General features: G+C 73.6%; 27 protein-coding genes, 1 pseudogene and 1 riboswitch. Of the genes and pseudogenes, 11 read left to right on the forward strand and 17 right to left on the reverse strand.

Annotated features, from left to right (window positions below; all coding sequences use genetic code 11):
- Positions 1-33: 33 nt before the first annotated feature.
- Together IO20_RS0124045 and IO20_RS0124050 are read right to left on the reverse strand one after the other, a co-directional pair.
- Positions 34-687, reverse strand: a complete 654-nt coding sequence (locus tag IO20_RS0124045) for a precorrin-8X methylmutase (protein WP_030553271.1) — start codon at positions 685-687, stop codon at positions 34-36.
- Positions 684-1,961 carry a cobalamin biosynthesis protein CobG gene (locus tag IO20_RS0124050; protein WP_031127634.1) on the reverse strand — a complete coding sequence of 426 codons (1,278 nt, stop codon included), beginning with the start codon at positions 1,959-1,961 and terminating at the stop codon, positions 684-686. Before IO20_RS0124050 ends, IO20_RS0124045 begins: the two co-directional genes overlap by 4 nt.
- 72 nt (positions 1,962-2,033) lie before the next feature.
- Positions 2,034-2,174, forward strand: a riboswitch (cobalamin riboswitch).
- A 36-nt stretch (positions 2,175-2,210) separates the two neighbouring features.
- On the opposite strand from IO20_RS0124050, the gene cobN reads away from it, so the two are divergent.
- Positions 2,211-5,834 carry a cobaltochelatase subunit CobN gene (gene cobN / locus IO20_RS0124055; protein ID WP_030553267.1) on the forward strand — a complete coding sequence of 1,208 codons (3,624 nt, stop codon included), beginning with the start codon at positions 2,211-2,213 and terminating at the stop codon, positions 5,832-5,834.
- Between the two features lie 59 nt (positions 5,835-5,893).
- Here cobN and IO20_RS0124060 read toward each other — a convergent pair whose 3' ends face one another.
- Positions 5,894-6,250 carry a DoxX family protein gene (locus tag IO20_RS0124060; protein WP_425423746.1) on the reverse strand — a complete coding sequence of 119 codons (357 nt, stop codon included), beginning with the start codon at positions 6,248-6,250 and terminating at the stop codon, positions 5,894-5,896.
- Between the two features lie 82 nt (positions 6,251-6,332).
- Between IO20_RS0124060 and IO20_RS0124065 the strand changes: the two genes are divergently transcribed.
- The 4 genes from IO20_RS0124065 (at position 6,333) to IO20_RS0124080 (ending at position 9,598) form a co-directional block, all read left to right on the forward strand.
- Positions 6,333-6,779, forward strand: coding sequence for a MarR family winged helix-turn-helix transcriptional regulator (locus tag IO20_RS0124065; protein ID WP_030553263.1), 447 nt, complete (start codon positions 6,333-6,335; stop codon positions 6,777-6,779).
- An 82-nt stretch (positions 6,780-6,861) separates the two neighbouring features.
- Positions 6,862-7,782: an alpha/beta hydrolase gene (locus IO20_RS0124070; RefSeq protein WP_030553261.1), complete on the forward strand. Its 921-nt coding sequence runs from the start codon at positions 6,862-6,864 to the stop codon at positions 7,780-7,782.
- A 470-nt stretch (positions 7,783-8,252) separates the two neighbouring features.
- On the forward strand, positions 8,253-9,239 hold the full coding sequence (locus IO20_RS0124075) for a hypothetical protein (protein WP_030553259.1): 987 nt from the start codon (positions 8,253-8,255) through the stop codon (positions 9,237-9,239).
- A gap of 2 nt (positions 9,240-9,241) precedes the next feature.
- Positions 9,242-9,598 carry a GntR family transcriptional regulator gene (locus IO20_RS0124080; RefSeq protein ID WP_030210029.1) on the forward strand — a complete coding sequence of 119 codons (357 nt, stop codon included), beginning with the start codon at positions 9,242-9,244 and terminating at the stop codon, positions 9,596-9,598.
- Between the two features lie 67 nt (positions 9,599-9,665).
- Here the strand turns inward: IO20_RS0124080 and IO20_RS0124085 are convergent, their stop codons facing one another.
- Complete coding sequence (locus IO20_RS0124085) at positions 9,666-10,625, reverse strand: D-2-hydroxyacid dehydrogenase family protein (protein WP_030553257.1); 960 nt, start codon at positions 10,623-10,625, stop codon at positions 9,666-9,668.
- A 53-nt stretch (positions 10,626-10,678) separates the two neighbouring features.
- Positions 10,679-11,644: a GlxA family transcriptional regulator gene (locus IO20_RS0124090; RefSeq protein WP_030553254.1), complete on the reverse strand. Its 966-nt coding sequence runs from the start codon at positions 11,642-11,644 to the stop codon at positions 10,679-10,681.
- A 115-nt stretch (positions 11,645-11,759) separates the two neighbouring features.
- Between IO20_RS0124090 and IO20_RS0124095 the strand changes: the two genes are divergently transcribed.
- Positions 11,760-12,362 carry an MBL fold metallo-hydrolase gene (locus IO20_RS0124095; protein ID WP_030553253.1) on the forward strand — a complete coding sequence of 201 codons (603 nt, stop codon included), beginning with the start codon at positions 11,760-11,762 and terminating at the stop codon, positions 12,360-12,362.
- 57 nt (positions 12,363-12,419) lie between these two features.
- Positions 12,420-12,776 (forward strand): hypothetical protein, encoded by a 357-nt coding sequence (locus tag IO20_RS0124100; protein ID WP_030553251.1) that lies wholly within the window; start codon positions 12,420-12,422, stop codon positions 12,774-12,776.
- A gap of 71 nt (positions 12,777-12,847) precedes the next feature.
- Here the strand turns inward: IO20_RS0124100 and IO20_RS0124105 are convergent, their stop codons facing one another.
- The 9 genes and pseudogenes from IO20_RS0124105 to IO20_RS0124140 all read right to left on the reverse strand — a co-directional run bounded on the left by IO20_RS0124105 (position 12,848) and on the right by IO20_RS0124140 (position 17,729).
- Positions 12,848-13,111 carry an SCO5918 family protein gene (locus IO20_RS0124105; protein ID WP_030210011.1) on the reverse strand — a complete coding sequence of 88 codons (264 nt, stop codon included), beginning with the start codon at positions 13,109-13,111 and terminating at the stop codon, positions 12,848-12,850.
- Between the two features lie 145 nt (positions 13,112-13,256).
- The gene (locus IO20_RS0124110) at positions 13,257-13,460 is read right to left on the reverse strand and encodes a cold-shock protein (protein ID WP_030210008.1); all 204 of its coding nucleotides are present in this window, start codon (positions 13,458-13,460) and stop codon (positions 13,257-13,259) included.
- A 352-nt stretch (positions 13,461-13,812) separates the two neighbouring features.
- Entirely contained in the window at positions 13,813-14,439 is a 627-nt protein-coding gene (locus IO20_RS0124115) for a VOC family protein (protein ID WP_030553248.1), read from the reverse strand.
- A gap of 5 nt (positions 14,440-14,444) precedes the next feature.
- Positions 14,445-14,891 carry a helix-turn-helix transcriptional regulator gene (locus tag IO20_RS0124120; protein ID WP_030553246.1) on the reverse strand — a complete coding sequence of 149 codons (447 nt, stop codon included), beginning with the start codon at positions 14,889-14,891 and terminating at the stop codon, positions 14,445-14,447.
- 154 nt (positions 14,892-15,045) lie between these two features.
- Positions 15,046-15,462 carry a VOC family protein gene (locus IO20_RS0124125; protein WP_030553245.1) on the reverse strand — a complete coding sequence of 139 codons (417 nt, stop codon included), beginning with the start codon at positions 15,460-15,462 and terminating at the stop codon, positions 15,046-15,048.
- A 245-nt stretch (positions 15,463-15,707) separates the two neighbouring features.
- Complete coding sequence (locus tag IO20_RS0124130) at positions 15,708-16,079, reverse strand: DUF952 domain-containing protein (RefSeq protein ID WP_030553243.1); 372 nt, start codon at positions 16,077-16,079, stop codon at positions 15,708-15,710.
- A 36-nt stretch (positions 16,080-16,115) separates the two neighbouring features.
- Positions 16,116-16,379, reverse strand: a pseudogene (locus IO20_RS38795) (amidinotransferase); the annotation flags it as partial.
- Entirely contained in the window at positions 16,369-16,689 is a 321-nt protein-coding gene (locus tag IO20_RS0124135) for a hypothetical protein (protein ID WP_157850799.1), read from the reverse strand. The pseudogene IO20_RS38795 and the gene IO20_RS0124135, both read right to left, overlap by 11 nt.
- Before the next feature lie 50 nt (positions 16,690-16,739).
- On the reverse strand, positions 16,740-17,729 hold the full coding sequence (locus IO20_RS0124140) for a sigma-70 family RNA polymerase sigma factor (protein ID WP_030553239.1): 990 nt from the start codon (positions 17,727-17,729) through the stop codon (positions 16,740-16,742).
- Between the two features lie 254 nt (positions 17,730-17,983).
- On the opposite strand from IO20_RS0124140, the gene IO20_RS0124145 reads away from it, so the two are divergent.
- Positions 17,984-18,313: a hypothetical protein gene (locus tag IO20_RS0124145; RefSeq protein ID WP_051874626.1), complete on the forward strand. Its 330-nt coding sequence runs from the start codon at positions 17,984-17,986 to the stop codon at positions 18,311-18,313.
- Positions 18,314-18,321: 8 nt separating this feature from the next.
- Here IO20_RS0124145 and IO20_RS0124150 read toward each other — a convergent pair whose 3' ends face one another.
- Positions 18,322-18,987: a response regulator gene (locus IO20_RS0124150; RefSeq protein WP_030553235.1), complete on the reverse strand. Its 666-nt coding sequence runs from the start codon at positions 18,985-18,987 to the stop codon at positions 18,322-18,324.
- The gene (locus tag IO20_RS0124155; RefSeq protein ID WP_078946121.1) at positions 18,984-20,225 is read right to left on the reverse strand and encodes a sensor histidine kinase; all 1,242 of its coding nucleotides are present in this window, start codon (positions 20,223-20,225) and stop codon (positions 18,984-18,986) included. Before IO20_RS0124155 ends, IO20_RS0124150 begins: the two co-directional genes overlap by 4 nt.
- Positions 20,226-20,421: 196 nt before the next feature.
- On the opposite strand from IO20_RS0124155, the gene IO20_RS36835 reads away from it, so the two are divergent.
- The 3 genes from IO20_RS36835 to IO20_RS0124170 all read left to right on the forward strand — a co-directional run bounded on the left by IO20_RS36835 (position 20,422) and on the right by IO20_RS0124170 (position 22,124).
- Positions 20,422-20,796 (forward strand): DUF6223 family protein, encoded by a 375-nt coding sequence (locus IO20_RS36835; protein WP_037636162.1) that lies wholly within the window; start codon positions 20,422-20,424, stop codon positions 20,794-20,796.
- A gap of 116 nt (positions 20,797-20,912) precedes the next feature.
- Complete coding sequence (locus IO20_RS0124165; RefSeq protein WP_030553229.1) at positions 20,913-21,341, forward strand: alkyl sulfatase C-terminal domain-containing protein; 429 nt, start codon at positions 20,913-20,915, stop codon at positions 21,339-21,341.
- A gap of 111 nt (positions 21,342-21,452) precedes the next feature.
- The gene (locus tag IO20_RS0124170; RefSeq protein WP_030553227.1) at positions 21,453-22,124 is read left to right on the forward strand and encodes a DUF998 domain-containing protein; all 672 of its coding nucleotides are present in this window, start codon (positions 21,453-21,455) and stop codon (positions 22,122-22,124) included.
- Here the strand turns inward: IO20_RS0124170 and IO20_RS0124175 are convergent, their stop codons facing one another.
- Complete coding sequence (locus IO20_RS0124175) at positions 22,125-23,123, reverse strand: sigma-70 family RNA polymerase sigma factor (protein ID WP_037636163.1); 999 nt, start codon at positions 23,121-23,123, stop codon at positions 22,125-22,127.
- Positions 23,124-23,372: the final 249 nt, after the last annotated feature.

A 23,372-nucleotide genomic window follows, 5' to 3' on the forward strand; every position in this document is an offset into this window, starting at 1 on the left:
CGAGGCCGACCCCGTACAGCTTTCCGGTGACGGTCACTTCTGGATCTCCGCTTCGTGCGCTATCGCGTTGATGGCCGCCGCGGTCATCGCGCTGCCGCCGCGCCGGCCCCGTACGACGAGGTATTCGAGGCCCAGTTCCTGGGCGGCGAGGGCGTCCTTGGACTCGGCGGCGCCGATGAAGCCGACCGGTATGCCGAGGACGGCGGCGGGCTTCCCGGCGCCCTTGGCGACCATCTCCAGGAGGTGGAAGAGGGCGGTGGGCGCGTTGCCGATGGCGACGACGGAGCCTTCGAGGCGGTCCCGCCACAGTTCGAGGGCGGCGGCGGAGCGGGTGGTGCCGAGTTCGGCGGCGAGGCCGGGCACGGACGGGTCGGAGAGCGCGCAGAGCACCTCGTTGTCGGCGGGCAGCCGCTTGCGGGTGACGCCGCTGGCGACCATCTGGGCGTCGCAGAGGATCGGGGCGCCGGCGCGGAGGGCGGCGCGGGCGTCCGCGACGACGCCGGGGGAGTAGGCGATGTCCTGCACGAGGTCGGTCATGCCACAGGCGTGGATCATCCGGACCGCCACCTGGGCGACGTCGGCGGGCAGGCCCGTCAGGTCGGCCTCGGCGCGGATCGTGGCGAAGGACCGGCGGTAGATCTCGGCGCCGTCCTTCTCGTAGTCGAACATCGTGTCGCTCTCGCTCATCTCGTGGGTGTCGCCGGGTGCGTGGGTGTCGCCGGGCCGCGGGCCGCCGCGACGGCTTCTGACAGGGAGGTACGGGGGGTGGGGACGCCGTCCACCGAGTAGCTGTCGCCTTCTGTGCCCGTGGCGAGGACGTCGACCCAGGCGCCGTGCGGGTGTCCGCAGCGCCGCTCGCACCCGGAGAAGTGCACGGGCAGCGGCCCCGGGAGCGCGGCCGGGAGCGCGACGAGGGCGTCGGCCCGTACGTCGGCGAGGGACTTGGCGCAGCCGGGCCGTCCGGTGCAGGCGGTGACCCCGGCGCCGGGGGCGTCGGGGCGGGTGATCAGCCCGTACGCCTCCAGGTCCCGGAGCCGCTCGGGCCCCGCCCCCACGACGACCGCCCCGCGCCACGGCGTGAACCGGACCTCGTCGGCGGGCAGCAGGGCCCGCAGCTGGGCGGCTGTCAGCCGGCCGAGCGGCGCGAGGACGTACAGGTGGCCGTCCCCGAGCGCCCCGGGTCCGGGCGGCGCGGAGAACGGTGCCGGCGGTACGGGAAGGGCCTCGGCCGCGATCCCGGCCGCAGCCAGGGCTCCGGCCCAGTCGGGGACATGGGTGACGGCGAGTTCCCGGGGCCGCCATGCTCCGGTCCCGGCCGCGTCGGCGGCGTCCAGGAACGCGAGGGCGGCGGCGAGGGCGGCACGGACGGCGTCGGCGGCGGCGAGCCGGAAGACCTGCGGGCCGCCGGGCCACAGCACGGCGGTGCCGTCCCCGTCTGCGATCAACTTCACATCTCCGCCGAGTCCGGCCACGTCCCCGCGCCCGTCGTCCAGGACGAAGAGGAAACGGCCGGAAAGGGCCGCCGCCCGGGGCTCTGCGCACAGTGCGGCGTCGAGGTCGCGCGCCCACAACTGCACGTCCGCGCGGCCGAGTCCGTCGAGTCCCGAGGCGGGCGAGGCGACGATGTTGCGGACGCGTTCGTGGGTGGGGGAGGGCAGCAGGTCCGCCTCGGCGAGGAGCGCCGCGAGCGTGGCCCCGCAGTCGTCCGTGAGGCCGCGCAGCTCCGCGTTGCCGCGCGAGGTGATGCTGATCCGACCGTCGCCGAGGGTCTCCGCCGCCGTCGCGAGGGTCTCGACCTGACGGGACGTCAGTCGGCCTGCGGGCAGGCGCAGTCGGGCCAGGCGGCCGTCCTCGGCGGGGTGCAGGCGCAGTGCCCCCGGGCAGGCGTCGCCTCGGTCCCTTATGCGAGCTTCGCCCGGTTCGGGCGTCGTGTGCGGGGTGGGCGGCATGGCGGCGAGCATACCCACGGGGAACCACCCGGCCACCGGGTGTGATCCGGCCGACTCCCCGGCCCGCCCCGGCCCGCCGACGGCACGATCTACTATGCAGACGGCATGGGGTCCCAGGACCCCGGGGAGGAAGCCCGGTGAGAATCCGGCGCGGTCCCGCCACTGTGAGCCCGGCCGGAAACGGAAGGGTGAGTCAGGAACTCCCGCCGTCCATACGACCACCCGGGGCGCGGACAACCCCGAGGAAGGCCTGCGCTCGCCATGCTTCTGCTGCTGTCGCACTCCGACACCGACCTGCTCAGCGCCCGCGCGGCGAACGCCGCCTCCGCCGGCGTCCCGGTGGAGTACCGCTTCGCCAACCCCGCCCGCCTTCCCCTCGCCGAACTGCCCGGCCTCCTCGACGGCGTCGACCTCGTCGTCGTACGCCTCCTCGGCGGGCTCCGCTCCTGGGAGGACGGCCTCGACGCGGTCCGCGCCGCCGGAAAGCCGGTCGTCGTCCTCAGCGGCGAACAGGCCCCCGACGCGCAGCTGATGGAGACGTCCACCGTCCCCATCGGCGTCGCCACCGAGGCGCACGCCTACCTGGCGCACGGCGGCCCCGGGAACCTGGAGCAGCTGGCCCGCTTCCTCTCCGACACCGTCCTGCTCACCGGCCACGGCTTCGAGGCCCCGGCCGCCGCCCCCACCTGGGGCTCCCTTGAGCGCACCCCCCGGACGACCGCCGGCCCCACGATCGCCGTGCTCTACTACCGCGCCCACCACATGAGCGGGAACACCGCCTTCGTCGGCGCCCTCTGCGAGGCGATCGAGGACGCCGGCGCGCAGGCCCTCCCGCTGTACGTGGCGTCCCTGCGTGCCCCCGAGCCGGAGCTGCTGGACACCCTCCGCGGCGCGGACGCGATCGTCACCACCGTCCTCGCCGCCGGCGGCACCAAGCCCGCGGAGGCGCAGGCGGGCGGCGACGAGGAGGCCTGGGACGCGGGCGCGCTCGCCGCGCTCGACGTGCCGATCCTCCAGGCCCTGTGCCTGACCGGCTCGCGCGCCGCCTGGGAGGAGAACGACGAGGGCCTCTCCCCGCTGGACGCCGCCAGCCAGGTCGCCGTCCCCGAGTTCGACGGCCGGCTCATCACCGTCCCGTTCTCCTTCAAGGAGATCGACGAGGACGGCCTGCCCGCGTACGTGGCCGACGCCGAGCGCGCCGCCCGCGTCGCCGGGATCGCCGTACGCCACGCCCGCCTCCGGCACATCCCGAACGCCGACAAGAAGCTGGCGCTCGTCCTCTCCGCGTACCCGACGAAGCACTCCCGCATCGGCAACGCCGTCGGCCTCGACACCCCCGCGTCCGCCGTCTCCCTCCTGCGCCGCCTGATCGCCGAGGGGTACGACTTCGGTCCCGCCGAGGAGCTGCCCGGCCTGGTGTCCGGCGACGGCGACGAGCTGATCTACGCCCTCATCGAGGCCGGCGGCCACGACCAGGACTGGCTGACGGAGGAGCAGCTCGCCCGCAACCCGGTCCGCATCCCGGCCGCCGACTACAAGCGCTGGTACGCGACCCTGCCCGAGGAGCTCCGGACTCACGTCGAGGAGCACTGGGGCCCGGCGCCCGGCGAGATGTTCCTCGACCGCTCGCGCAACCCGGAGGGCGACATCGTCCTCGCCGCGCTGCGGCGAGGGAACCTGCTGATCCTCATCCAGCCGCCGCGCGGCTTCGGCGAGAACCCGATCGCGATCTACCACGACCCCGATCTGCCGCCGTCGCACCACTACCTCGCGGCCTACCGCTGGATCGCGGCCCGCGCGGAGGACGGCGGCTTCGGCGCCGACGCCATGGTCCACCTGGGCAAGCACGGCAACCTGGAGTGGCTGCCCGGCAAGAACGCCGGCCTGTCCGCCGCCTGCGGCCCGGACGCGGCGCTCGGCGACATCCCCCTGATCTACCCCTTCCTCGTCAACGACCCGGGCGAGGGCACGCAGGCCAAGCGGCGCGTCCACGCCACCCTCGTCGACCACCTGGTGCCGCCGATGGCCCGCGCCGACTCGTACGGCGACATCGCCCGCCTGGAGCAGCTGCTCGACGAGTACGCGCAGATCTCCTCCATGGACCCGGCGAAGCTGCCCGCGATCCGCGCCCAGATCTGGACGCTGATCCAGGCGGCGAAGCTCGACCACGACCTGGGCCTCCAGGAGCGCCCGGAGGACGACGGCTTCGACGACTTCCTGCTGCACGTCGACGGCTGGCTGTGCGAGGTCAAGGACGCCCAGATCCGCGACGGCCTGCACGTCCTGGGCGGCGCCCCGGAGGGCGAGGCCAGGGTCAACCTGGTGCTGTCCATCCTGCGCGCCCGCCAGATCTGGGGCGGCACGCAGGCGCTGCCCGGCCTGCGCGAGGCGCTGGGCCTGGACGAGTCGGCCGCGACCCGCACCACCGCCGACGAGGCGGAGGCGAAGGCCCGCGAGCTGGTCGAGGCGATGGAGGCGGCGGACTGGTCCGTGGCCGCGATCGCGTCCGTGGCCGCCGCGTACGGCCCCGAGGTGCACGCCGTCCTCCGCTTCGCCTGCGAGCAGGTCGTGCCGCGCCTGGCCGGCACCACCGACGAGCTGACGCACGCCGTGCACGCCCTGAACGGCGGCTTCGTCCCGGCGGGCCCGTCCGGCTCCCCCCTCCGCGGCCTGGTCAACGTCCTGCCGACCGGCCGGAACTTCTACTCCGTCGACCCGAAGGCCGTGCCGTCCCGGCTCGCCTGGGAGACCGGGCAGGCGCTCGCCGACTCGCTCCTGGAGCGCTACCGCACCGACAACGGCGAGTGGCCGACCTCCGTCGGACTCTCCCTCTGGGGTACGAGCGCGATGCGCACCGCGGGCGACGACGTCGCCGAGGCGCTCGCCCTGCTCGGCGTCCGCCCGCTGTGGGACGAGGCCTCGCGCCGGGTCAACGGCCTGGAGCCGATCCCGCTCGCCGAGCTCGGCCGTCCCCGCGTCGACGTCACGCTGCGCATCTCCGGCTTCTTCCGCGACGCGTTCCCGCACGTCATCGGCCTCCTGGACGACGCCGTTCGGCTGGTGGCGTCCCTGGACGAACCGGCCGAGGACAACTACGTGCGGGCGCACGCGCAGGCCGACCTCGCCGAGCACGGCGACGAACGGCGCGCCACCACCCGCATCTTCGGATCCCGGCCCGGCACGTACGGCGCGGGCATCCTCCAGCTGATCGACTCCCGCGACTGGCGCACGGACGCCGACCTGGCGGAGGTCTACACGGTCTGGGGCGGCTACGCCTACGGCCGGGGTCTGGAAGGCCGCCCGGCGCGCGCCGAGATGGAGACGGCGTACAAGCGGATCGCGGTCGCGGCGAAGAACACGGACACCCGTGAGCACGACATCGCCGACTCGGACGACTACTTCCAGTACCACGGCGGCATGGTGGCGACCGTCCGCGCGCTGAAGGGCACGGCCCCTGAGGCGTACATCGGCGACTCGACCCGCCCGGAGACCGTCCGCACCCGCACGCTCGTCGAGGAGACCTCCCGGGTCTTCCGCGCCCGCGTGGTCAACCCGCGCTGGATCGAGGCGATGCGCCGCCACGGCTACAAGGGCGCGTTCGAGCTGGCGGCGACCGTCGACTACCTCTTCGGCTACGACGCCACGACGGGCGTGGTCGCCGACTGGATGTACGACAAGCTGACGCAGGAGTACGTCCTCGACCCGACGAACCAGGCCTTCCTGAAGGAGGCCAACCCGTGGGCCCTGCACGGCATCGCGGAGCGGCTCCTCGAAGCCGAGTCGCGCGGCATGTGGGAGAAGCCGGACCCGGAGACCCTGGCCGCGCTGCGGCAGGTGTTCCTGGAGACCGAGGGCGACCTCGAAGGCTCCTCGGACGACGACTAGTCGTCGGTGGGTTCGCCGGAGGCCTCGCCCGCCGTACGGGGGTCGGTGGGTGGGGCCGGTCAGGCGGACGCTATGCGCAGGACCAGGGCGGCCACCGCGAGGAGGGCGAGGACGACGACCGGCGCCACCTCGTAGTCCTTCACGCGCAGGTGGGTGATCGCCCCGCCGATGAAGTAGAGGATCACGCCGATCGCCGCCGCCACGCCGATGAAGGGGACGGCGAGGCCCACGAGCAGGCCGATCGCGCCGGCGGCCTTCGCGGTCGCGAGCCAGGGGAGCCAGCTGTCCGGGACACCCAGTTTGGTCATGCTGCCCGTGATCTGCGGGTTCCGGGTGAAGGTCAGGAAGGCCGAGGCGGAGAGGGCGAAGGCGACGAGCGCGGCGACGACGACGTGACCGATGAACATGAGTGTCATCCAATGATTCGGGATCTGTAATCGTTGAACGGTATCAACGATTGTCATCGCTCCACAATAGGGCCGCTGCTACGGTGGACGCATGGCAGCTCCCTCGACCGACCGCCTCGGCTTCCTCCTCTCCTTCCGCGGGGAACTCACCGGTGCGCGCATCCGTGCGGCCCTGGGTGTGGCCGGACTCCACCCGAGGAACGTGATGACGCTGATGCGGCTCGCCCCCGGGGCCATGAGCCAGCGGGAACTGGCTGCCGCCATGGAGATCGACCCCAGCCAACTCGTCGCCGTGCTGAACGAGTTGGAGTCCGAGGGGCTTGCCGAGCGGCGCCGTGACCCGGCCGACCGCCGCCGCCACATCGTGGAGATCACGGAGGCGGGCGCCGCGGTCCTCGGCCGCGTCGACGCCGCCGTCGGCGAGGCGGAGCGGGAACTCTTCGGCGACCTGACGGAGGCCGAGCAGGCGCTCCTCCGCAGCCTCCTCGACCGGGTCGTGGTCGACGCCGCCGACCATGAATGCGGCGGTGCCGAGTAGACGTTCCCCCGGTGCGCGACCGATGAGTTCCCGCGGTGGCGGAGGTCTACCCCTAGACCGTCCCACCATCGAGGAGAGACCCATGGCCGAGACCGAGACCCGCACCCTGGACACCGCCGGAGCCACCCTCCGCTACGACGTACGCCCCGGAACCGAAACCGGAACCGAAACCGGCACCGAAACCGGCACCGGAACCGGCACCGCAACACGAATCCCCCTGTTGCTCATCGGCTCCCCCATGGACGCGACCGGCTTCGCCACGCTCGCCTCCCACTTCGCCGACCGGACCGTCGTCACCTACGACCCGCGCGGAGTGGGCCGCAGCGAGCGCACCGACGGCGCGGCGGAGACGCTCCCCGAGGAACACGCCGACGACCTGGTCCGGCTGATCGAGGCGCTCGGCGCCGGCCCCGTGGACGTCTTCGCGAGCAGCGGCGGCGCCGTCAACGCCCTCGCCCTGGTGGCCCGGCGCGGCGACCTGGTGCACACCCTCGTCGCGCACGAGCCGCCGACCGCGCAGGTCGTCCCGGACCGGGAGGCCGTGCTCGGGGTCTGCGCGGACGTGCACGCGACCTATCTGCGGGACGGCTGGGGGCCCGCGATGGCCAAGTTCCTCGCGCTGACGAGCCGGAAGGGCCTGTTCCCGGCGAACTGGGCGGAGGAGCCCGCGCCGTCCCCGGCCGCGTTCGGCCTGCCGGCCGAGGACGACGGCTCCCGCGGCGACCCGCTGCTCGGCCAGAACATGCGCGGCTGCACCTCCTACCGCCCCGACTTCACCGCCCTGCGCGCCGCGCCGACCCGTATCGTCGTCGCCGCGGGGAAGGAGTCCGAGGGCGAGTTCGCCGCCCGCGCGGCGGCCGCCGTCGCCGAGGGACTCGGCACCCCGCTCGCCGTCTTCCCGAGCCACCACGGCGGCTTCCTGGGCGGCGAGTTCGGCCAGCACGGCGCCCCGGCGGAGTTCGCGGAGGCGCTGCGGGCCGCCCTGGACGCCGGCGGCAACTAGCGACAGCGTCCGGTCCTTCTCGGCGGCAGCCTTCACGGCCGCCGCCGCGTCGACGTTCCCGAGGCCCAGCTTGGGGAGGTTCTGCGGGTTCGAGGCCGAGTCGCGGATCGCCCGCATGACGGCCGCCGGTTCCAGGCCCTGCTGGTGCAGGAGCGCGGCCACGGCGGAGACGTACGGGGAGGCCGTCGACGTCCGGACAGGTCGGGGTGGTCGGGGTCGACGCCGCAGCCGGTGGTGAGCGCGGCGGTGAGGAGGGTGACGGCGGCGAAGGCGGTGAAGGCGGCGAAGGCGGTGACGGTGGCGGTGACGGTGACGGTGGCGGGCCGACGGCGCGCGCGTATCTCCCCATTCGTGCGGATGTGGACCAGTGAACCGTCGAAGATCAGCGCCCGCATCCCGAGAAGGAATGGAGTTGTTCTAGCAGAGTACGAACAAGTTGTTCTATCCTGGTGCGAACAACGGAGGTTTCCATGACCCGTGCCACGCACCCCGTCGGCCCCCTCGCCGCACCCCGTCTCCGCGCCCTCGCCGCGCTGCCCTTCGTCCTCGCCCTCGCCACGTACCTGCTGCTGCTCTCCCTCTGGTCCGACCGGCTCCCCGACACCCTCGCCACCCACTTCGCCGTGGGCGACGGCGGCCGCGCCGACGGCTTCACCGGGCGCACCGCGTTCGCCGTCCTCGGCGTCGGCCTGCTCGTCGGCCTCGGCACCGGCTGGACGGTCCTGGTCCGCCGTGCCGCCCTCTGGGGCGCGTGGTCGACGGCCGGTCTCGTCGGAGCCCTGTTCGTCCTCCTCCTCCGGGCCAACCTCGACGCCACCGACCCCGCCCAGGTCGTCTCCCCGCTCACCGGCCTGGCCCTCGCGGCCGCGGCCGCCGCCGTGTTCGCCCTCGTCGGCTGGGCCCTCGCCTCCCTCGTTCCCGCGGACGAGCCCGCCGCCCGGCCCGGCGCCACCGAAGGCCCGAGGCTCACACTCGGGGCGAGCGAGGTCGCCGGCTGGTCCAGGGCCACCGCCTCCCGCCCGCTGACCGTCCTCTCGGCGCTCGCCCTCGCCGCGGTCCCGGCCGGTCTGCTCCTCGCGCCCTGGCCCGGCGCCCTGTTCGCCCTGCTCGGCCTGGTCATCGCGGTGCCGGGCCTGGCCCTCGCCCGCGTCCGGGTCACCGTGGACCGGCGCGGCGTCACCGTCCGGCCCTCCCTCGTCCCCCGGCCCCGCGTCCGGGTCCCGCTCGACGAGGTCGCGGGCGCGACGGTCAGGGAACTGGACACCGCGGCCGTGCTCCGCGACTTCGGCGGCTGGGGCTACCGGGTCAGGGCCGACAGGACCGGCGTGGTGCTTCACACCGGCGAGACCCTCGTCGTACGGCGGGGGAGCGGCCGCGAGTTCGCGGTCACCGTGCCCGACGCGGCCACCGCGGCCGCCCTCCTCAACACGCTCGCCGAGCGGCATGGGAGGGTCTGACCGTGCTCTTCCGTGTCGACCCGGCCTCCGCCGTCCCGCTCGGCGACCAGATCGCCGCCTGTGTCAGGGGCGCCCTCGCCGACGGCTCCGCCGCGCCCGGCGAGCGCCTTCCGGCCGCCCGGGAACTCGCCGACTCCCTCGGCGTCAACGTCCACACCGTGCTCCGCGGCTACCAGCGGCTCCGCGAGGAGGGCCTGATCGAACTCCGCAGGGGCCGCGGCGCCGTCATCGTCCCCGGCGCCACCGCCCCCGACCGCGCCCGCCTCGTCTCCCGGCTGCGCGAGGCGGCGACGGAGGCCCGGGAACTGGGCCTGACGGACGAGGAGTTCCTCGCCCTGGCGCGTACGAGCCTGGACTAGGGCCTGTCTTTGGGGTCAGGCCCCGCGAGCCCGGCATGATCCGAAAGGCAGGCCCTATAGGGCCTGGTCAGCCCAGCTCGCGCACCGGGGCGCCCTTCAGGAAGGCGTCGATGTCCTCGACCGCCTGCCCGAAGTAGCGGGCGTAGTTGCCCTCCGTGACGTACCCGAGGTGCGGAAGGGCGAGGACGTTGGGCAGGGACCGCAAGGGGTCGTCGGCGGGCAGCGGCTCGGTCTCGTAGACGTCGAGTCCGGCCCCCGCGATCCACCCCTCCCGCAGGGCGCGAAGGAGCGCGTCGCCGTCGACGAGACCGGCCCGTGAGGTGTTGACGAGGTACGCGTGCGGGCGCATGGCGCGCAGCTCGGGCTCCCCGAGCAGGCCCCGGGTGCGGTCGGAGAGCACCATGTGGAGCGAGACGAAGTCGCTCCCGGCGAGCAGTTCCCGCTTGTCGCGCGCGAGCCGTACGCCGTGCTCGGCCGCCCGCTCCTCGGTCAGATTCGGGCTCCACGCGCGCACGTGCATGCCGAAGGCGAGGCCGATCGCGGCCACCCGGGCGCCGATCTTGCCGAGGCCGACGAGCCCGAGGGTCCGGCCGGCCAGGTCGGCGCCGACGGTGGACTGCCAGGGCCCGCCCTCCCGCAGGGCCCGGGCCTCGGCCGGGACGTGCCGGGCGAGGCCGAGGAGGAGCGCCCAGGTGAGTTCGGTGGGCGGCGCGGGGCTGCTGGCGGTGCCGCAGACGGTGACCCCGCGCGCGCGTGCGGCGGCGACGTCGACGGAGGCGTTGCGCATCCCGGAGGTGACGAGGAGCCGGAGCCGGGGCAGCCGGTCGAGGAGCGCCGCGTCGACGGGGGTCCGCTCCCGCATGACGACGAGGATCTCGCAGTCCTGTACGGCGGCGATCAGCGTGTCCCGGTCGGTCAGGTGCTCGCGCAGGACGCGGACGTCCACACGCCCCGCCAGCGAGCCCCAGTCGCCGGAGGCGAGGGCGACGCCCTGGTAGTCGTCGAGTACGGCGCAGCGCAGCTTCATGTCGGCATGATCGCGTACGCCCGGTGGTCCTGCCCAGGGTGTCCGCGGGCCTCTCAGGGGGTGGGCGTACGGGTGAAGGAGCGGCGGTAGGAGCGGGGCGGGACGCCCCGGCGGCGTACGAACTGGGCGCGCAGCACCGCCGCGCTGCCGAAGCCCACCGCGCGGGCGACCTCCTCGACGGGGAGGTCCGTGGTCTCCAGGAGCTCCTCGGCGCGGCCGAGGCGCAGGGAGAGCAGCCAGGCGTGCGGGGTGGTGCCCGTGGAGGCGGCGAACCGGCGGGCGAAGGAGCGCCGGCTCATCAGGGCCCGGCGGGCCAGCTCGGCGACGGGGAGCGGTTCGTGGAGGTTCTCCCGGGCCCAGGCGAGGACGTCGGTGAGGCGCTCGTCCCGGCTGTCCTCGGGGACGGGGGTGGCCAGGTACTGGGCCTGTCCGCCGTCGCGGTGGGAGGGGAGCACCAGGTCTCGCGCGATGGCGTTGGCCGTGGTGGCCCCGTACTCCCGGCGCAGCAGGTGCAGGCACAGGTCGAAGCCGGCGGCGGCGCCCGCGCCCGTGACGATGGGGCCCTGGTCGACGTAGAGGGCGTCGGGTTCGACGGTGACGTCCGGGTGGCGTTCGGCGAGGAGCCCGGCGAACCGCCAGTGCGTGGTGGCGCGCCGCCCGTCGAGGAGTCCGGCCGCGGCGAGCGCGAACGCGCCGACGCAGTGGGCGGCGACCAGGGCACCGCGCGCGTGCGCGGCGGTCAGCGCGTCGAGGACGGCGGGCCCCGGGGGCGTGCGGAACTCCGCCCAGGGCAGGGCGATCACCAGGTCGGCCGTGGCCAGCCGGTCGAGACCGTGCTCGACGACCAGCGGCAGTCCGACGTCGGTGCGGACGTTCCCCGGCCGGTCGGTGCAGAGCGCGAAGTCGAAGCGGGGCAGGTCCCCGCCGCGCGCGTCGAACACCTCGGAGACGATGCCGGCGCCGAGCATGCCGACCCCGTGCGGGGCGTAGGCGGCGACGGTCACGAAGGGCGGCGGCATGGGGGCGAGTCTGGCACGCGGGGCCGACGCGGTGCGGGCCCCGTGGCACGATTCCCGCGATCAATGGCAGGACGGCCACTCGTGAAGGGCCGTGCCGCGCAGAAGACTTGGGGGCATGACACACCACGACGACGCACCGGGCGGCCGCACCGCCACGTACACGATCCTGACCACCGGCTACACGCTCTCCACCGGTCCCGGGGTCGCCGCCACCGTCTCCTACGTGCGGGACGGCGACCGGCACGTGATCGTCGACCCCGGCATGGTGGCGAGCCGGGACCGGATCCTCGGCCCGCTCGCCGCGCTCGGTCTCGGCCCCGACGACATCACCGACGTGGTGCTCAGTCACCACCACCCGGACAACACCATGAACGTCGGCCTCTTCGGACGGGCCCGGGTCCACGACCACAAGGCGATCTACGAGAACGACCAGTGGACCGACCGCGACGCCGAGGGCCACGAGCTGGCCCCGTCCCTGCGGCTGATCCGCACCCCCGGCCACAGCCCTGAGGACATCACGCTCCTCGCGGGTACGGAGGGCGGCGTCGTCGCCTTCGTCGGGGACCTCTGGTGGCGGCCGAACGGCCCGGTGGAGGACCCGGTGGCCCCGGACCACACGGTCCTGAAGGAGTCCCGCCTGCGCGTCCTCGGCACGGCCGACGTGATCGTCCCCGGCCACGGCCCGGCGTTCCCTGCGGACGAATCGGCACCGCTCTAGCGCGCACGAAGGACGCGTTTCGGCCGCCGGTCGGCGTGGCGCCTAGAATCGGCTTCCATGTCGAAGCCTGACGAGCTGCTCGTTGACATTGCCGCCACGGTGGAGTCCGGGCAGAGCAATCAGATGTCCCTGACAGTGGTCGTGGGGGGTGCGGTCCTCACCGGACGGCTGGCCCCGGAAGCCCTGTGGAGACAGCGCGTGTCGGAAGTCCTGACGGATTCGTCCCGACTGGGCGAGTTCTCCGGAATCTTCAGCCCCTCCGGACGCAAGGAGGGACCACCCACCCACCTGCACTTCCACCTCGCCCGCATCCTGCAGGGGACGGTGGGCATCCCGGAGACCGGCGGCATGTACCGGGTCGCCCTCTCGGACGTCAGCGCCTGGACGGTGGGCGACTTCCGCTACTCCGACTGAGGTGTCCGAGGAGCCGGGCCGGCCCTCGGACGCCCAACCCTCGGAGGGCCGAGCCTCGGAAGGCCGTGCCCTCAGAAGGTGGTGTCGGAGGGCTGCTCGGCGGGGACGGTGAGGCAGGTGAAGCCGAGCTTCGTCATCGCGCGCACGACCTCGCCGGCGCTGAAGTCGCGGCGGTCCTGGCGGGTGACGACCTCGCCCACCTGCTTCACGGGGAACTGGCGGCGTCCGATGACGACGACGTCACCGACGGCCGGCTCCGGCTTGACGCCCTTCATCGATTCGAGCACGCCGGCTTTGGTCAGCTCGAACGGGAAGCGGGCGATGACACAGCGCATGGTGACTCCTGCGGAGAAGTGGTCCAGAAGGGGGCCGGGCAGGAAATTCCCGCAACCGATGGGGGTACAAAGAACTGAGACCCGCACCCCAAAGGTGCGGGCCTCAGCTCGTCAGCTCGTGCTACGCGTCAGCGCCGCCGGGGTGTCAGGCGGGGACGATGTTCTCGGCCGTCGGGCCCTTCTGGCCCTGGGCGATGTCGAAGCTCACCTTCTGGCCTTCCTGCAGCTCACGGAAGCCCTGGGCGGCGATGTTCGAGTAGTGGGCGAAGACGTCGGGGCCGCCACCGTCCTGCTCGATGAAGCCGAAGCCCTTTTCCGAGTTGAACCACTTCACGGTGCCAGTAGCCATCTTTTTTCTCCTTCGGGGCAGTGCTCGGAGCGCACGCCGTGCGCGCTCCGTGTCGCTGCGATGATCGCCCCGCCCGGAAAAAGCCCGGAAATGAAAAAGGGTGCCCAGCGCCGGAAAACCGGAAGGGGCACTCGTCGTTCGGGACCCACAACTGCAACTGATATCGACAGTAGCACGGTGTCGCGGGGTCTGCCGGGTACAGGATTTCGCCCGTCCGCATCCCGTGTGTTTACATGACAAATTTTCACCCGTGTCGCCCCGAATTCACACGGGGCGACACGGGTATTCCCTCGAGCGGGGCGGCCCTCCTCGAAGGTGCCGTGCCGCCGGGGGTCAGGCGGCGCGCCCCGGGTCAGGCGGTGGCGGACACCGGAGCGGCTTCCCAGGCGAACCCGTCCGGGTCGGTGAAGGCACCGGTGCCGACGCCGCCGAGCACGATCCGGTGGGACCCGTCGCCGTCGACGGGGACGCCGGCGTCCTTGGCGAGGGCGCGCCGCCCGTACAGGGCGAGCTTGACGGGGCTGTCACCGGCGGTGAACTCGACGTACTTGCGCCCGAAGCTCTTCCCGACGGTGAGGCCGTGCGCGACGTAGAACGCCTTCGTCTCGGCGACGTCCGTGGCCCCCAGGAGCAGGACGAACTGGTCGACGTGGCCGGTGGCCGGGCCGGTGTCCTTCTTCGCCGAGGTGGCGACCTTCCAGATGGTCCCGTCCGGGGCCCGGAGGACGCCGCCGTAACCCCAGAAGGACTTGGTCGCGGGCTTGAGGACCGTGGCCCCGGCGGCGACGGCGGCTTCGGTGATCTGCCGGACGTCGGCCGGCTGGGACACCGTGAGCGACAGCGTGAACCCGCGGAAACCGGTGCTCGGCGCGTCCGAGGCCCGCAGGCGCACATGGGCGCCGAGGCCGGAGGCGGTGTAGAAGCGGTCGGCGGCCGGGAGGTCGGCCACCTCGAGGGTGACGGATGCGATGGCGTTCATGGGATTCACGCTATGCGGGGGGCCCGCACGGGTGCTTCTCGATTCCTGACGGGCCGCGTCACCTGCTTCGCCACGCACGACGGCAGGCCGGCCTCGCCGTCCGCGGCCTGCCGCCGGTAGACGCTGGGCGGCACGCCGACGAGCTCGGCGAACCGGGTGCTGAAGGTGCCGAGGGAGGAACAGCCCACCATGAAGCAGACGTCCGTGACGCTGAGCTCCTCGCGGTGCAGCAGGGCCATCGCGCGCTCGATGCGCCGCGTCATGAGGTAGGAGTACGGCGATTCGCCGTAGGCCTGCCGGAACTGGCGGCTGAGGTGCCCGGCCGACATGTGGACGCCGCGGGCGAGCGCCTCGACGTCCAGCGGCTGCGCGTACTCCCGGTCCATCCGGTCACGGACCCGGCGCAACCGGGCGAGATCACCGAGGCGCTGCGCCTCGTTCAGTGCGCTCATCCACGCAGGATGACACATGAGCAGAACCCTTTCAGCAGAGCTGCTGGACGCGGGGGTACGGAGCTGCGGGAGTACGGAGCTGGGGGTACGGAGCTACCGGGTACGCGGCTACCGGGTACGGAGCTACCGGGTACGTGGCTACCGGGGACGGCAGCTACGGGGTGCGCAGCTCCTGGATGCGGACGAGGTTGCCCGCCGGGTCCCGGAAGGCGCAGTCGCGGACGCCGTACGGCTGCTCCGTCGGCTCCTGTACGACCTCGACGTCCGCCGCCTGCACCTTCTCGAAGGTCCCGTCGAGGTCAGGGGTGGCGAGCAGGATCCAGCCGTAGGTGCCCTTGGCCATCATCTCGGCGATGGTGCGCCGCTCGGCCTCGGTGATCCCCGGGTCGGCACCGGGCGGCGCGAGCAGGATCGACGTACCGGGCTGTCCGACGGGTCCGACGGTGATCCACCGGGTCCTGCCCTGCCCGACGTCGCCGCGCACCTCGAAGCCGAGGGCGTCGCGGTAGAAGGCGAGGGAGGCGTCCGGGTCGTCGTGCGGCAGAACGGTGGTGTGAATGGTGATGTCCATGTCGACAAGTTAGTTGGGCCCCGGTACCCCCGCTTCTCGATTCCTGACATCGGCGCGGGGTGTGTGGCCCCCGTGGTCCAGGGAGGCCGCTCCGCGCAGGTCCCCACGACGCGGTCAGATCTCCGGTGGACGAGCCGCCGACGACGGAGGACGCAGGGCGGCTGGCGCGCCGTCAACGCCGCTCCGTCACCGGCTCCGTCACCGGCTCTGTCGCTTCGTCTCCGGTCGCTTCGTCTCCGGTCGCTTCAGCTCCGGTTCTTCAGGCCCGTCGCGCGGCCGTCCTCGTCCCATACGACCTCCAGGGTCCGGTCGACGGCCTCACGGTCGACCGGACCGTACAGGTGCGGGAACAGGACGTCCTCGTCGACCCCGGGCGGTGGTGTCGGAGCCGCCGACTCGAACGCGAGCCGTGACGTCAGCCGCTCCTCGGCGAGGAGCAGGACGAGGAGGGGCCTCGGCGCGCTCCGGAGGTAGGCGTTGACGACGGCCAGGGTGGTCTTCTCGTCGGGGGAGCAGTGGACGAAGCCGTCCTCCGCCAGGGAGGCGGGCGCGTACGGCGCGTCGGGGCGGGCGTCCCATCCGGCCCACTCGGCGGAGGTCACGACGTGGTAGATCATGGAGCATTTTCCCACCGGTACCCCGCGGAGAAGCCGGTCGACGTACGACTGGAGCGTGCCCCGGCGCCGGACGTCGAGCGTCGCGCAGTGGAAGGAGCCGCCGAACGGGGCGTAGTGCCGCAGGTCGCACGGGATCGGCTCGGGATTGACCAGCACCTTGGCGGGCGCGAGCGGCAGGAACGTCGTGTCGATGTGCATCGGCGTGCGGCACCGGCTCTCGATCTCGTGGACGCGGTGGCCGGGGCCGAGATGGCGGCGGAGCCAGTCGATGCTCCCTGTTCCGGCCGGATCACTCGGAGTCGTCCCGTGCGATGCCGAGGGCGAGCGCCTGCAGGATCGCGTCGGTGGGCGTGTCGGGCTCCGTCCGGTCGTACGCCTCCGAGACCGTCTCGAAGGCCAGTACGAAGCCGTTGATCAGGGCGCTGAGCGGTTCGGACAGCTGGCTCAGCACGGCCAGGCCGACCTCCGTCGGGTCGTCGCTGTCGGGAACGAGGAAGCGGGTGGGGATGACCTCGCCGAGCAGTTCGGAGACGTAGTCCGTCCCGACGCCCCCGCGCAGAGCCGTGAGGGCGGCGATGGCCTTGAGCTGGATCTCGTTGTCGTCGGTCATGTGCCGAGGGTAGGAGGAAGAGCGCGGGAAGCGGAGGTGCGCCGCCCGGGTCAGTCCTCGGTCCACGTCCACGGGCCGAGCTTCTCCGGGTTGCGGACGGCCCAGATGCGGTCGACGCGGTCGGCACGGCCGTCGCGGTCGGCGGCGAGGCCGAACGCCGCCACGGTCACCGTGACGCCGCGGTACTGGGCGACCAGGCCGGGCACGCCGTTGACCGTCCGCTCGAGCAGCCTGAGGCCGGGGGCCTTGTCGGCGATGTGGATCAGGTACTGGGCGATGTCCGCGCCGCCCTCGACCGGGCGGAGGACGGTGCCGACCATGCCGCCGCCGTCGGAGACCATCGTGGCGTCGGGGTCGAGGAGCCCGACGAGGGCCTTGATGTCCCTGGCCTCCCACGCCTCCTTGAACCGCCGCACGAGCACGGCCTGCCCCGCGTGCCCCGCCTGCCCTGCCGACTGTCCGGCCGCTTGTCCGGTCGTCCGGACCGCGGGAACCCGCGCGGCCCCCGCACCCCCGCGCCGGCGGGCCGAGGACGCCAGCTGACGGCAGGCGGCGGGAGTGCGGCCGACGATCTCCGCGATCTCCGCGAAGGGGTACCGGAAGACGTCGTGCAGGACGAACGCCACGCGCTCGGCCGGCGTCATCGACTCCAGGACGACCAGGAAGGCCATGTTCACCGACTCGTCCAGGGTGACCTGGTCGGCGGGGTCGGTCGACCCGGCCCTGCCGCCGTCCGCGCGCCCGCCGAGCCACTCGTCGCGGTCGGGCAGCGGCTCGGGCAGCCACGAGCCCACGTAGCGCTCGCGCCGCACGCGCGCCGAACCGAGCACGTCGAGGCAGATGCGGCCTGCGACCGTCGTCAGCCAGGCGCCCGGCGACGCGATGGCCTCCTGCTGCCGCCGCGACAGCGCGAACCACCGGGCGTACGTCTCCTGGACGGCGTCCTCGGCCTCGGCCAGCGAACCGAGCAGCCGGTAGGCGACGTTGATCAGCCGGCGCCGCTCGTCGAGGACCGCGCTCAGGTCGGGCCCGCTGCCCATGGTCGCGACCGCCTCCTGGTTCGCCTCGTCCGTGCCGCGCCTGACGTTTCGAGGCCCTGCGTCGTCGGATCACCGAGACAGTACCGACCCACCGCCGAGAGGCAGAAGAGGGGGACCACACCGTGGCCATACCGAGGAACACCACGACGACCACCACGACGAACACCACGACGAACACAGCGACGACCGGAGCGACCTCCGCGGCGACGACCGGAGTCCGGGGAAGCTGGACGTTCCTCCGGGTCGCGCTCGCCCTGCAGACCCTGTCCCTCCTCTTCCAGGCGGCCACGGCCGGGATGCTGCTGTCCTCGTCGCTCGGCGCGATGCTGCACGACGTCGGATCGCGCGTGATGTACGGGGCCTCGATGCTGTACGTGCTCGCCGCGGTCCTGGCGTGGCGGCCGGGGGGCGGGTCGCCCCGCCCCATCCTGTACGCGTCCGGCTTCCTCGTACTGGCCTCGGTGCAGGTGGTGCTCGGCATCGCCCACGTACCGTCGCTCCATGTCCCGCTGGGCGTGGTGATGTTCGGCCTGAGCCTGCTGGCCCTCGGCATGGCGGTGACCGGCCGAGGGACGAAGTCCTGACCCCGGGCTCAGGAGGTACGCGGGACCACCAGGCCCGACTCGTAGGCCAGGATCACGAGTTGGGCCCGGTCCCGGGCGTCGAGTTTGGTCATGGCCCGGTTGACGTGGGTCTTCGCGGTCGTCGGGCTGATCACCATCCGGTCGGCGATCTGGTCGTTGGACAGGCCCTGCGCCACGAGGGCCACGGCCTCGCGTTCCCGGTTGGTCAGCTCCTCGAGCCCGTCGCGGGGGCGGGCGTCGAGGGGCGGCTGGGCGACGTACCGGCTGATCAGCTTGCGGGTGATCGAGGGGGCGAGCAGGGCGTCGCCGCGCGCGGCGACCCGGACCGCGTGGAGGAAGTCCTCCGGGACGATGTCCTTGACGAGGAATCCGGTCGCGCCGGCGCGCAGCGCGTCGAAGACGTACTCGTCGAAGCCGTAGTTGGTGAGGATCACGACGTGCACTCCGGCCAGGGCCGGGTCCGCGGCGATGCGCCGGGTCGTCTCGATGCCGTCCATCACCGGCATCTGGACGTCGATGAGCGCGATGTCGGGCAGGTGGGTCCGGATCAGGGCCATGCCCTCCTGTCCGTCACCGGCCTCGGCCACCACCTCGATGTCGTCCTCCAGGTCGAGGAGGACGCGGAATCCGCTGCGGATCAGCGGCTGGTCGTCGACCAGTACGACGCGGATCACGGCGTACGGTCCACGGGGAGCACGGCCTCGACCGTGAAGCCGCCGTCCGGGCGGGGTTCGGCGCGCAGCCGGCCGCCGAGGGCGGTGACGCGTTCGCGCATGCCGAGCAGGCCGAAGCCGGGCGAGGACCCGGAGCCGGGAGAGGACCCCGAGCCGGGTGAGGACGCCGAGCCGGCGGAGCCGCCGCCGTCGTCGTCTACGCGGATCGCGAGGGCGTCCGCACGCCGGTCGATCGTGACGGACGCCGTCGCGGCGTGCGCGTGCCGGGCGACGTTGGTGAGCGACTCCTGGACGATCCGGTAGACGGTCCTGTCGACCGCCGCCGGTACGTCGTCCCGCCCGCCCTCGATCGACAGGGTCGCGTCCAGGCCGCCGGCGCGGGCCCGTTCCACCAGTTCCGGCACGTGGGCGAGCCCGCGCGGCGGGGCCGTGTCGTCGTCGCGCAGCGCCTCCAGGGTCGCGCGCAGCTCCCGGCTCGCCTCGCGGCCCGCCGCCTGGATCGCGAGCAGCGCCTCCGGCACCTCCTCACCCCTCTTGCGGGCCACGTGCACGGCGACCTCGGCCTGCACCTTGATCACCGAGATCTGGTGGGTGAGCGAATCGTGCAGCTCGCGTGCGATGCGCAGCCGCTCCTCGTCGGCGCGGCGCCGCGCGGTCTCCTCCCGGGTGCGCTCGGCCTCGTCCGCCCGCCGCTCGGCCTGCCGCAGCGCCTCGCCCGCGGAACCGGCGGCGATCAGCCAGGCGATCTCCAGGGCTCCCCTGGCCTGCGCGAACGCCGCGGCCGTGTCGTGCGGGCCCGAGACCAGGGCGGCGACGGGAAGCGCGGCGAGCATGGCGACGCCGACCGCGATCGTGAGGGTGCGGTGGCCCGCCCGTACGGCCGCGTACACCGCGAACAGGAACGCGACGGCGGGGACGTCGAAGCCGGCCGCCTGGTATCCCGCGCCGCAGAGGCCGGTGACGGCGAGGACGGCGACCGGGGCGCGGCGGCGCGCGAAGAGGACGAGGCCGCCGGCGACGAGGAGCACGTAACCGAGCAGGCCGAGCGGGAGGAGGCCGGCGGGGGAGTGCTCCCCGGAGAGGCCGGTGAGCAGCAGCGCCGAGGCCACCCCGAGGGCGATGACCCCGTCGGTGACGACGGCGCGCGCCTCACCCCTGACCCCACCCCTGAGACCGGCCTTGAGCCCGGCCCTGAGCCCGCCCCCGACTCCGTACCCCCGCGACGCTGTGCTGCTCATGGGCGCAACCTACCCAAGCGGCCGCCCCCGGCAAGTCCCTCCCGTGGACGAGGGCCGACTACCGCGTCCGTGGTAGTTCCGCGGCGACTGCCGCAGCCGTGGCAGCCGGAAGAGTCCGCGTCCGTCGGACGACCGGCGGGGGGTGCGGCGGACATGCTCGGGGGACATTCCGTCGCAGGAGGAGAAGGAGCACGTCATGCACGACCGTTACTCGCTCGCCGAGGTCCAGCCGCTCGCCGCCGATGTCCTCCACGTGAGCGCCGGGCGGCTGGGCGCGAGCATCGCCGCGGTGCTCGGCCTGATCGGCGTGGGCCTCGCCTGGCGGGCCCTGCGCCGCTCCTGGCGGACCGGGGCCGTCGCGGCGCTCGCGGCGGGGCTGCTCGCCGTCGCCCTCGGCGGCCTCGTCGCCGCCACCGCGTCCGGTGGCCTCGGCACCGGCAACGGCCTGGGCGGCGCCTACGTCGGTCTGCTGGTGGGGCTGCTCGCGACGGCCCTCGGCGGACGGGCCCTCACCCGCCCCGCGGCCGCCCGCCGCTCCGGTCGCGCGACCGACCGGAGCCCGGCCGCCTGATCCCGTGGGCTCACGAGGCGCCGGGGCCGGACGCCGCGCCGACGGCGGGGGAGGAACGGCCCCGGCTCGCGGGGGCCGATCATCCCGAAATGCGCCCAAGTGGGTGCGATGTTGAGATGAGCCAGCGCAACTTCTATCTGACGTCCGCCATGGAGCTGCGCCACGGCGAGAACGCCGCCCTCCTCGACAGTGCCAACCCCGAGATGGCGGTGGCGCTGACGACCGGCATGCTCCTCGACTCCGTTGCCATCCGGATCGGCGGCCCCCGGGCCTGGGACGAGGACCTCACCGTCGACCTCGTTCTCACCGACGAACAGCGCCACTACCGCCTGACCCTCCACAACGGGGCCCTCACCCACCGCGTCGTCACGGACCCGCGCACCCCGGCCGGGGTGACCGTCACCCTCACCAAGCCGCAGCTCCTGGGCGTCCTCGCGGGCAAGGGCCTCGACGGCATCGCCACGACGGGGGACCCGGCGGTCCTCACCCGCCTGTTCTCGTACGTGACGAAGCCCGATCCCGCCTTCCCGATCGTGACGCCCTGACCCGCTGAACCCCCAGAGGGCATGTGGTCCAGCGCACACCGGCGGGGTCGATGACTCCGCCGGTCGCCGTCGGTCATACGGGTGACACCGTCGCATCGAGGAAGGCCCGCCATGACCGACATGCTCTCCGCGCCCCACAACGCTCTCCCCACCGCGCCGACGTCCCGCCCCGCGGCGCGGTGGGCCGCCGCCGGTGGTGTGGTGGCGGGGCCGCTGTTCCTGGCGGTCGGAATCGCCCAGGGCTTCGCGCGCGACGGCTTCGACTTCACCCGGAACGCGATCAGCCAACTCGCCCTCGGTCCGGCGGGATGGATCCAGACCGCGAGCTTCGTGCTCACCGGTGCGCTGCTGATCGCCGGCGCGACCGGGCTGCGGCGGGTGCTGCGCGGTGGCCCCGGTGCGACGTGGGGGGCGGCCCTGGTGGGCGTGTTCGGCGTCTCCTTCTGGGTCGCGGCGGCCTTCCCCGCCGACGCCGGTGCGGGCTTTCCCGTCGGGGCGCCGGAGGAGACCGTGATGAGCGGGCACGGCGCCGTCCACATGTTCGGCGGCATGATCGGCTACCTCGCCCTGTGCGCCGCGCTCGTCGTCCTGGCCCGTCCGCTCGCCGCCCGGGGCCTCCGGGGCTGGGCCGTCGCGTCCCGCGCCGTACCCGTGGCCGTACTCGCCGGGTTCATGGCCTCGGCCGCCTCGGTCCTGGCGTTCACCGCCGGCGCCGGCCTCGGGCTGCTGTGGCTGAGCGCGGTGACGGCCCGGCTGTCGGCCGGCGCGGGATCCGACAAGTGATCAGTCGTGAAAGCCGGGTTCGCCTCCCTCGCCCGGCCGATCCGAACCCAGCCGGTCCGGCAGGTCGAACAGCGGGAAGAGGCGCGCGGTGTCGCGGAAGGCGGTGACGCTCGCGATGCGGTCACCCGAGAACTCGACGACCTGGAGAGCCCAGGGCTCGTAACCCGCCCCGTCCGCACAGGGCCGGTACTGGCCGAAGGCGGGCGAACCGTTCGCCACGGTCGGGACGAGCCGCGATCCGCGGCAGCCGACGGCCGGTCCCGCCAGCCACGACCGGATGTCGGCGACCCCGCGCATCCACTTCGCGTACGGCGGCAGGGACAAGGTGGCGTCGACGTGGAGCAGCATGTTCAGCTCCTCCACGTCGTACCGGGAGAACGCCGTGGCGTAACGCTCGGCGAGGACCCGCCGGACGCCCTCGGGCGCCGGGGAGCCGAGCCCGCCGATGCTCGCACGGCGATCGGCCAGGGTGGCGCGGGCCCGCTGCAGGGCGCTGTTGACGGAGGCGACGGTGGAGCCGTGCAGGTCGGCGACCTCGCGGGCGGAGAAGCCCAGGACGTCCCGCAGGATCAGCGTGGCCCGTTGCTTGGGCGGCAGGTGCTGGAGCGCGGCGACGAACGCCAGCCGCACCGACTCGGCGGCCGTCACCGCGGCCCCCGGATCACCGCCGGGCAGGGGATCGATCCACAGCACGCCGTCCGCCGGCGCGCCCGGTGGCGTGGCACCGTCCGCGGGCCCGGACAGGTCCATCGGCAGCGCCCGCCGCTTCCCGGCGGCGAGGGCGTCCAGGCACACGTTGGTGGCGATCCGGTACACCCACGACCGCAGGGACGACCGGCCCTCGAACCGCTCGATGTTCTGCCAGGCCCGGACGACGGCCTGCTGCACGGCGTCCTCGGCCTCGGCGTGCGACCCCAGCATCCGGTAGCAGTACCGGAGCAACTCTGCCCGATACGCCTCCAGTTCCCGCACCGCCCCAGCCGCTCCCGCGTCCGTCATCCCCCACCCCTCCCGGATCGCCCACCTCGGCGCACAGGTACCCCGCCGGTCCGACTGGCGCCACGATAAGCCCAGCTCACGAGCTGCGAGCCGGTCCGGCCCCGGTAAGTGCCCTCAGACCCCCGAGCGGCGGCCGAGGATCTCGCGGGCCCGCAGGGGCACTCCGAGCCGACAGGACGCGGCCCAGCACTGCGGACCGCCTGAGTCACACCGCGGCCCGGGTCGCTCGCGCAGCGGGCCCTGCCGGTT

The organism is Streptomyces exfoliatus, assembly GCF_000725545.1.
Lineage (GTDB): Bacteria > Actinomycetota > Actinomycetes > Streptomycetales > Streptomycetaceae > Streptomyces > Streptomyces exfoliatus.

Bases quoted from the DNA above. Each gene is read 5' to 3' on its own strand.
- IO20_RS0124060 (WP_425423746.1), bottom strand. From the start codon at position 6,250: ATGACACTCATGTTCATCGGTCACGTCGTCGTCGCCGCGCTCGTCGCC.
- IO20_RS0124070 (WP_030553261.1), top strand. From the start codon at position 6,862: ATGGCCGAGACCGAGACCCGCACCCTGGACACCGCCGGAGCCACCCTC.
- IO20_RS0124045 (WP_030553271.1), bottom strand. From the start codon at position 687: ATGAGCGAGAGCGACACGATGTTCGACTACGAGAAGGACGGCGCCGAG.
- IO20_RS0124130 (WP_030553243.1), bottom strand. From the start codon at position 16,079: ATGATCTACCACGTCGTGACCTCCGCCGAGTGGGCCGGATGGGACGCC.
- IO20_RS0124135 (WP_157850799.1), bottom strand. From the start codon at position 16,689: ATGACCGACGACAACGAGATCCAGCTCAAGGCCATCGCCGCCCTCACG.
- IO20_RS0124085 (WP_030553257.1), bottom strand. From the start codon at position 10,625: ATGAAGCTGCGCTGCGCCGTACTCGACGACTACCAGGGCGTCGCCCTC.
- IO20_RS0124115 (WP_030553248.1), bottom strand. From the start codon at position 14,439: ATGAACGCCATCGCATCCGTCACCCTCGAGGTGGCCGACCTCCCGGCC.
- IO20_RS0124175 (WP_037636163.1), bottom strand. From the start codon at position 23,123: ATGACGGACGCGGGAGCGGCTGGGGCGGTGCGGGAACTGGAGGCGTAT.
- IO20_RS0124120 (WP_030553246.1), bottom strand. From the start codon at position 14,891: ATGAGCGCACTGAACGAGGCGCAGCGCCTCGGTGATCTCGCCCGGTTG.
- IO20_RS0124125 (WP_030553245.1), bottom strand. From the start codon at position 15,462: ATGGACATCACCATTCACACCACCGTTCTGCCGCACGACGACCCGGAC.
- IO20_RS0124100 (WP_030553251.1), top strand. From the start codon at position 12,420: ATGTCGAAGCCTGACGAGCTGCTCGTTGACATTGCCGCCACGGTGGAG.
- IO20_RS36835 (WP_037636162.1), top strand. From the start codon at position 20,422: ATGCACGACCGTTACTCGCTCGCCGAGGTCCAGCCGCTCGCCGCCGAT.
- IO20_RS0124165 (WP_030553229.1), top strand. From the start codon at position 20,913: ATGAGCCAGCGCAACTTCTATCTGACGTCCGCCATGGAGCTGCGCCAC.
- IO20_RS0124075 (WP_030553259.1), top strand. From the start codon at position 8,253: ATGACCCGTGCCACGCACCCCGTCGGCCCCCTCGCCGCACCCCGTCTC.
- IO20_RS0124140 (WP_030553239.1), bottom strand. From the start codon at position 17,729: ATGGGCAGCGGGCCCGACCTGAGCGCGGTCCTCGACGAGCGGCGCCGG.
- IO20_RS0124170 (WP_030553227.1), top strand. From the start codon at position 21,453: ATGACCGACATGCTCTCCGCGCCCCACAACGCTCTCCCCACCGCGCCG.
- IO20_RS0124155 (WP_078946121.1), bottom strand. From the start codon at position 20,225: ATGAGCAGCACAGCGTCGCGGGGGTACGGAGTCGGGGGCGGGCTCAGG.
- IO20_RS0124105 (WP_030210011.1), bottom strand. From the start codon at position 13,111: ATGCGCTGTGTCATCGCCCGCTTCCCGTTCGAGCTGACCAAAGCCGGC.
- IO20_RS0124095 (WP_030553253.1), top strand. From the start codon at position 11,760: ATGACACACCACGACGACGCACCGGGCGGCCGCACCGCCACGTACACG.
- IO20_RS0124065 (WP_030553263.1), top strand. From the start codon at position 6,333: ATGGCAGCTCCCTCGACCGACCGCCTCGGCTTCCTCCTCTCCTTCCGC.
- cobN (WP_030553267.1), top strand. From the start codon at position 2,211: ATGCTTCTGCTGCTGTCGCACTCCGACACCGACCTGCTCAGCGCCCGC.
- IO20_RS0124050 (WP_031127634.1), bottom strand. From the start codon at position 1,961: ATGCTCGCCGCCATGCCGCCCACCCCGCACACGACGCCCGAACCGGGC.
- IO20_RS0124090 (WP_030553254.1), bottom strand. From the start codon at position 11,644: ATGCCGCCGCCCTTCGTGACCGTCGCCGCCTACGCCCCGCACGGGGTC.
- IO20_RS0124110 (WP_030210008.1), bottom strand. From the start codon at position 13,460: ATGGCTACTGGCACCGTGAAGTGGTTCAACTCGGAAAAGGGCTTCGGC.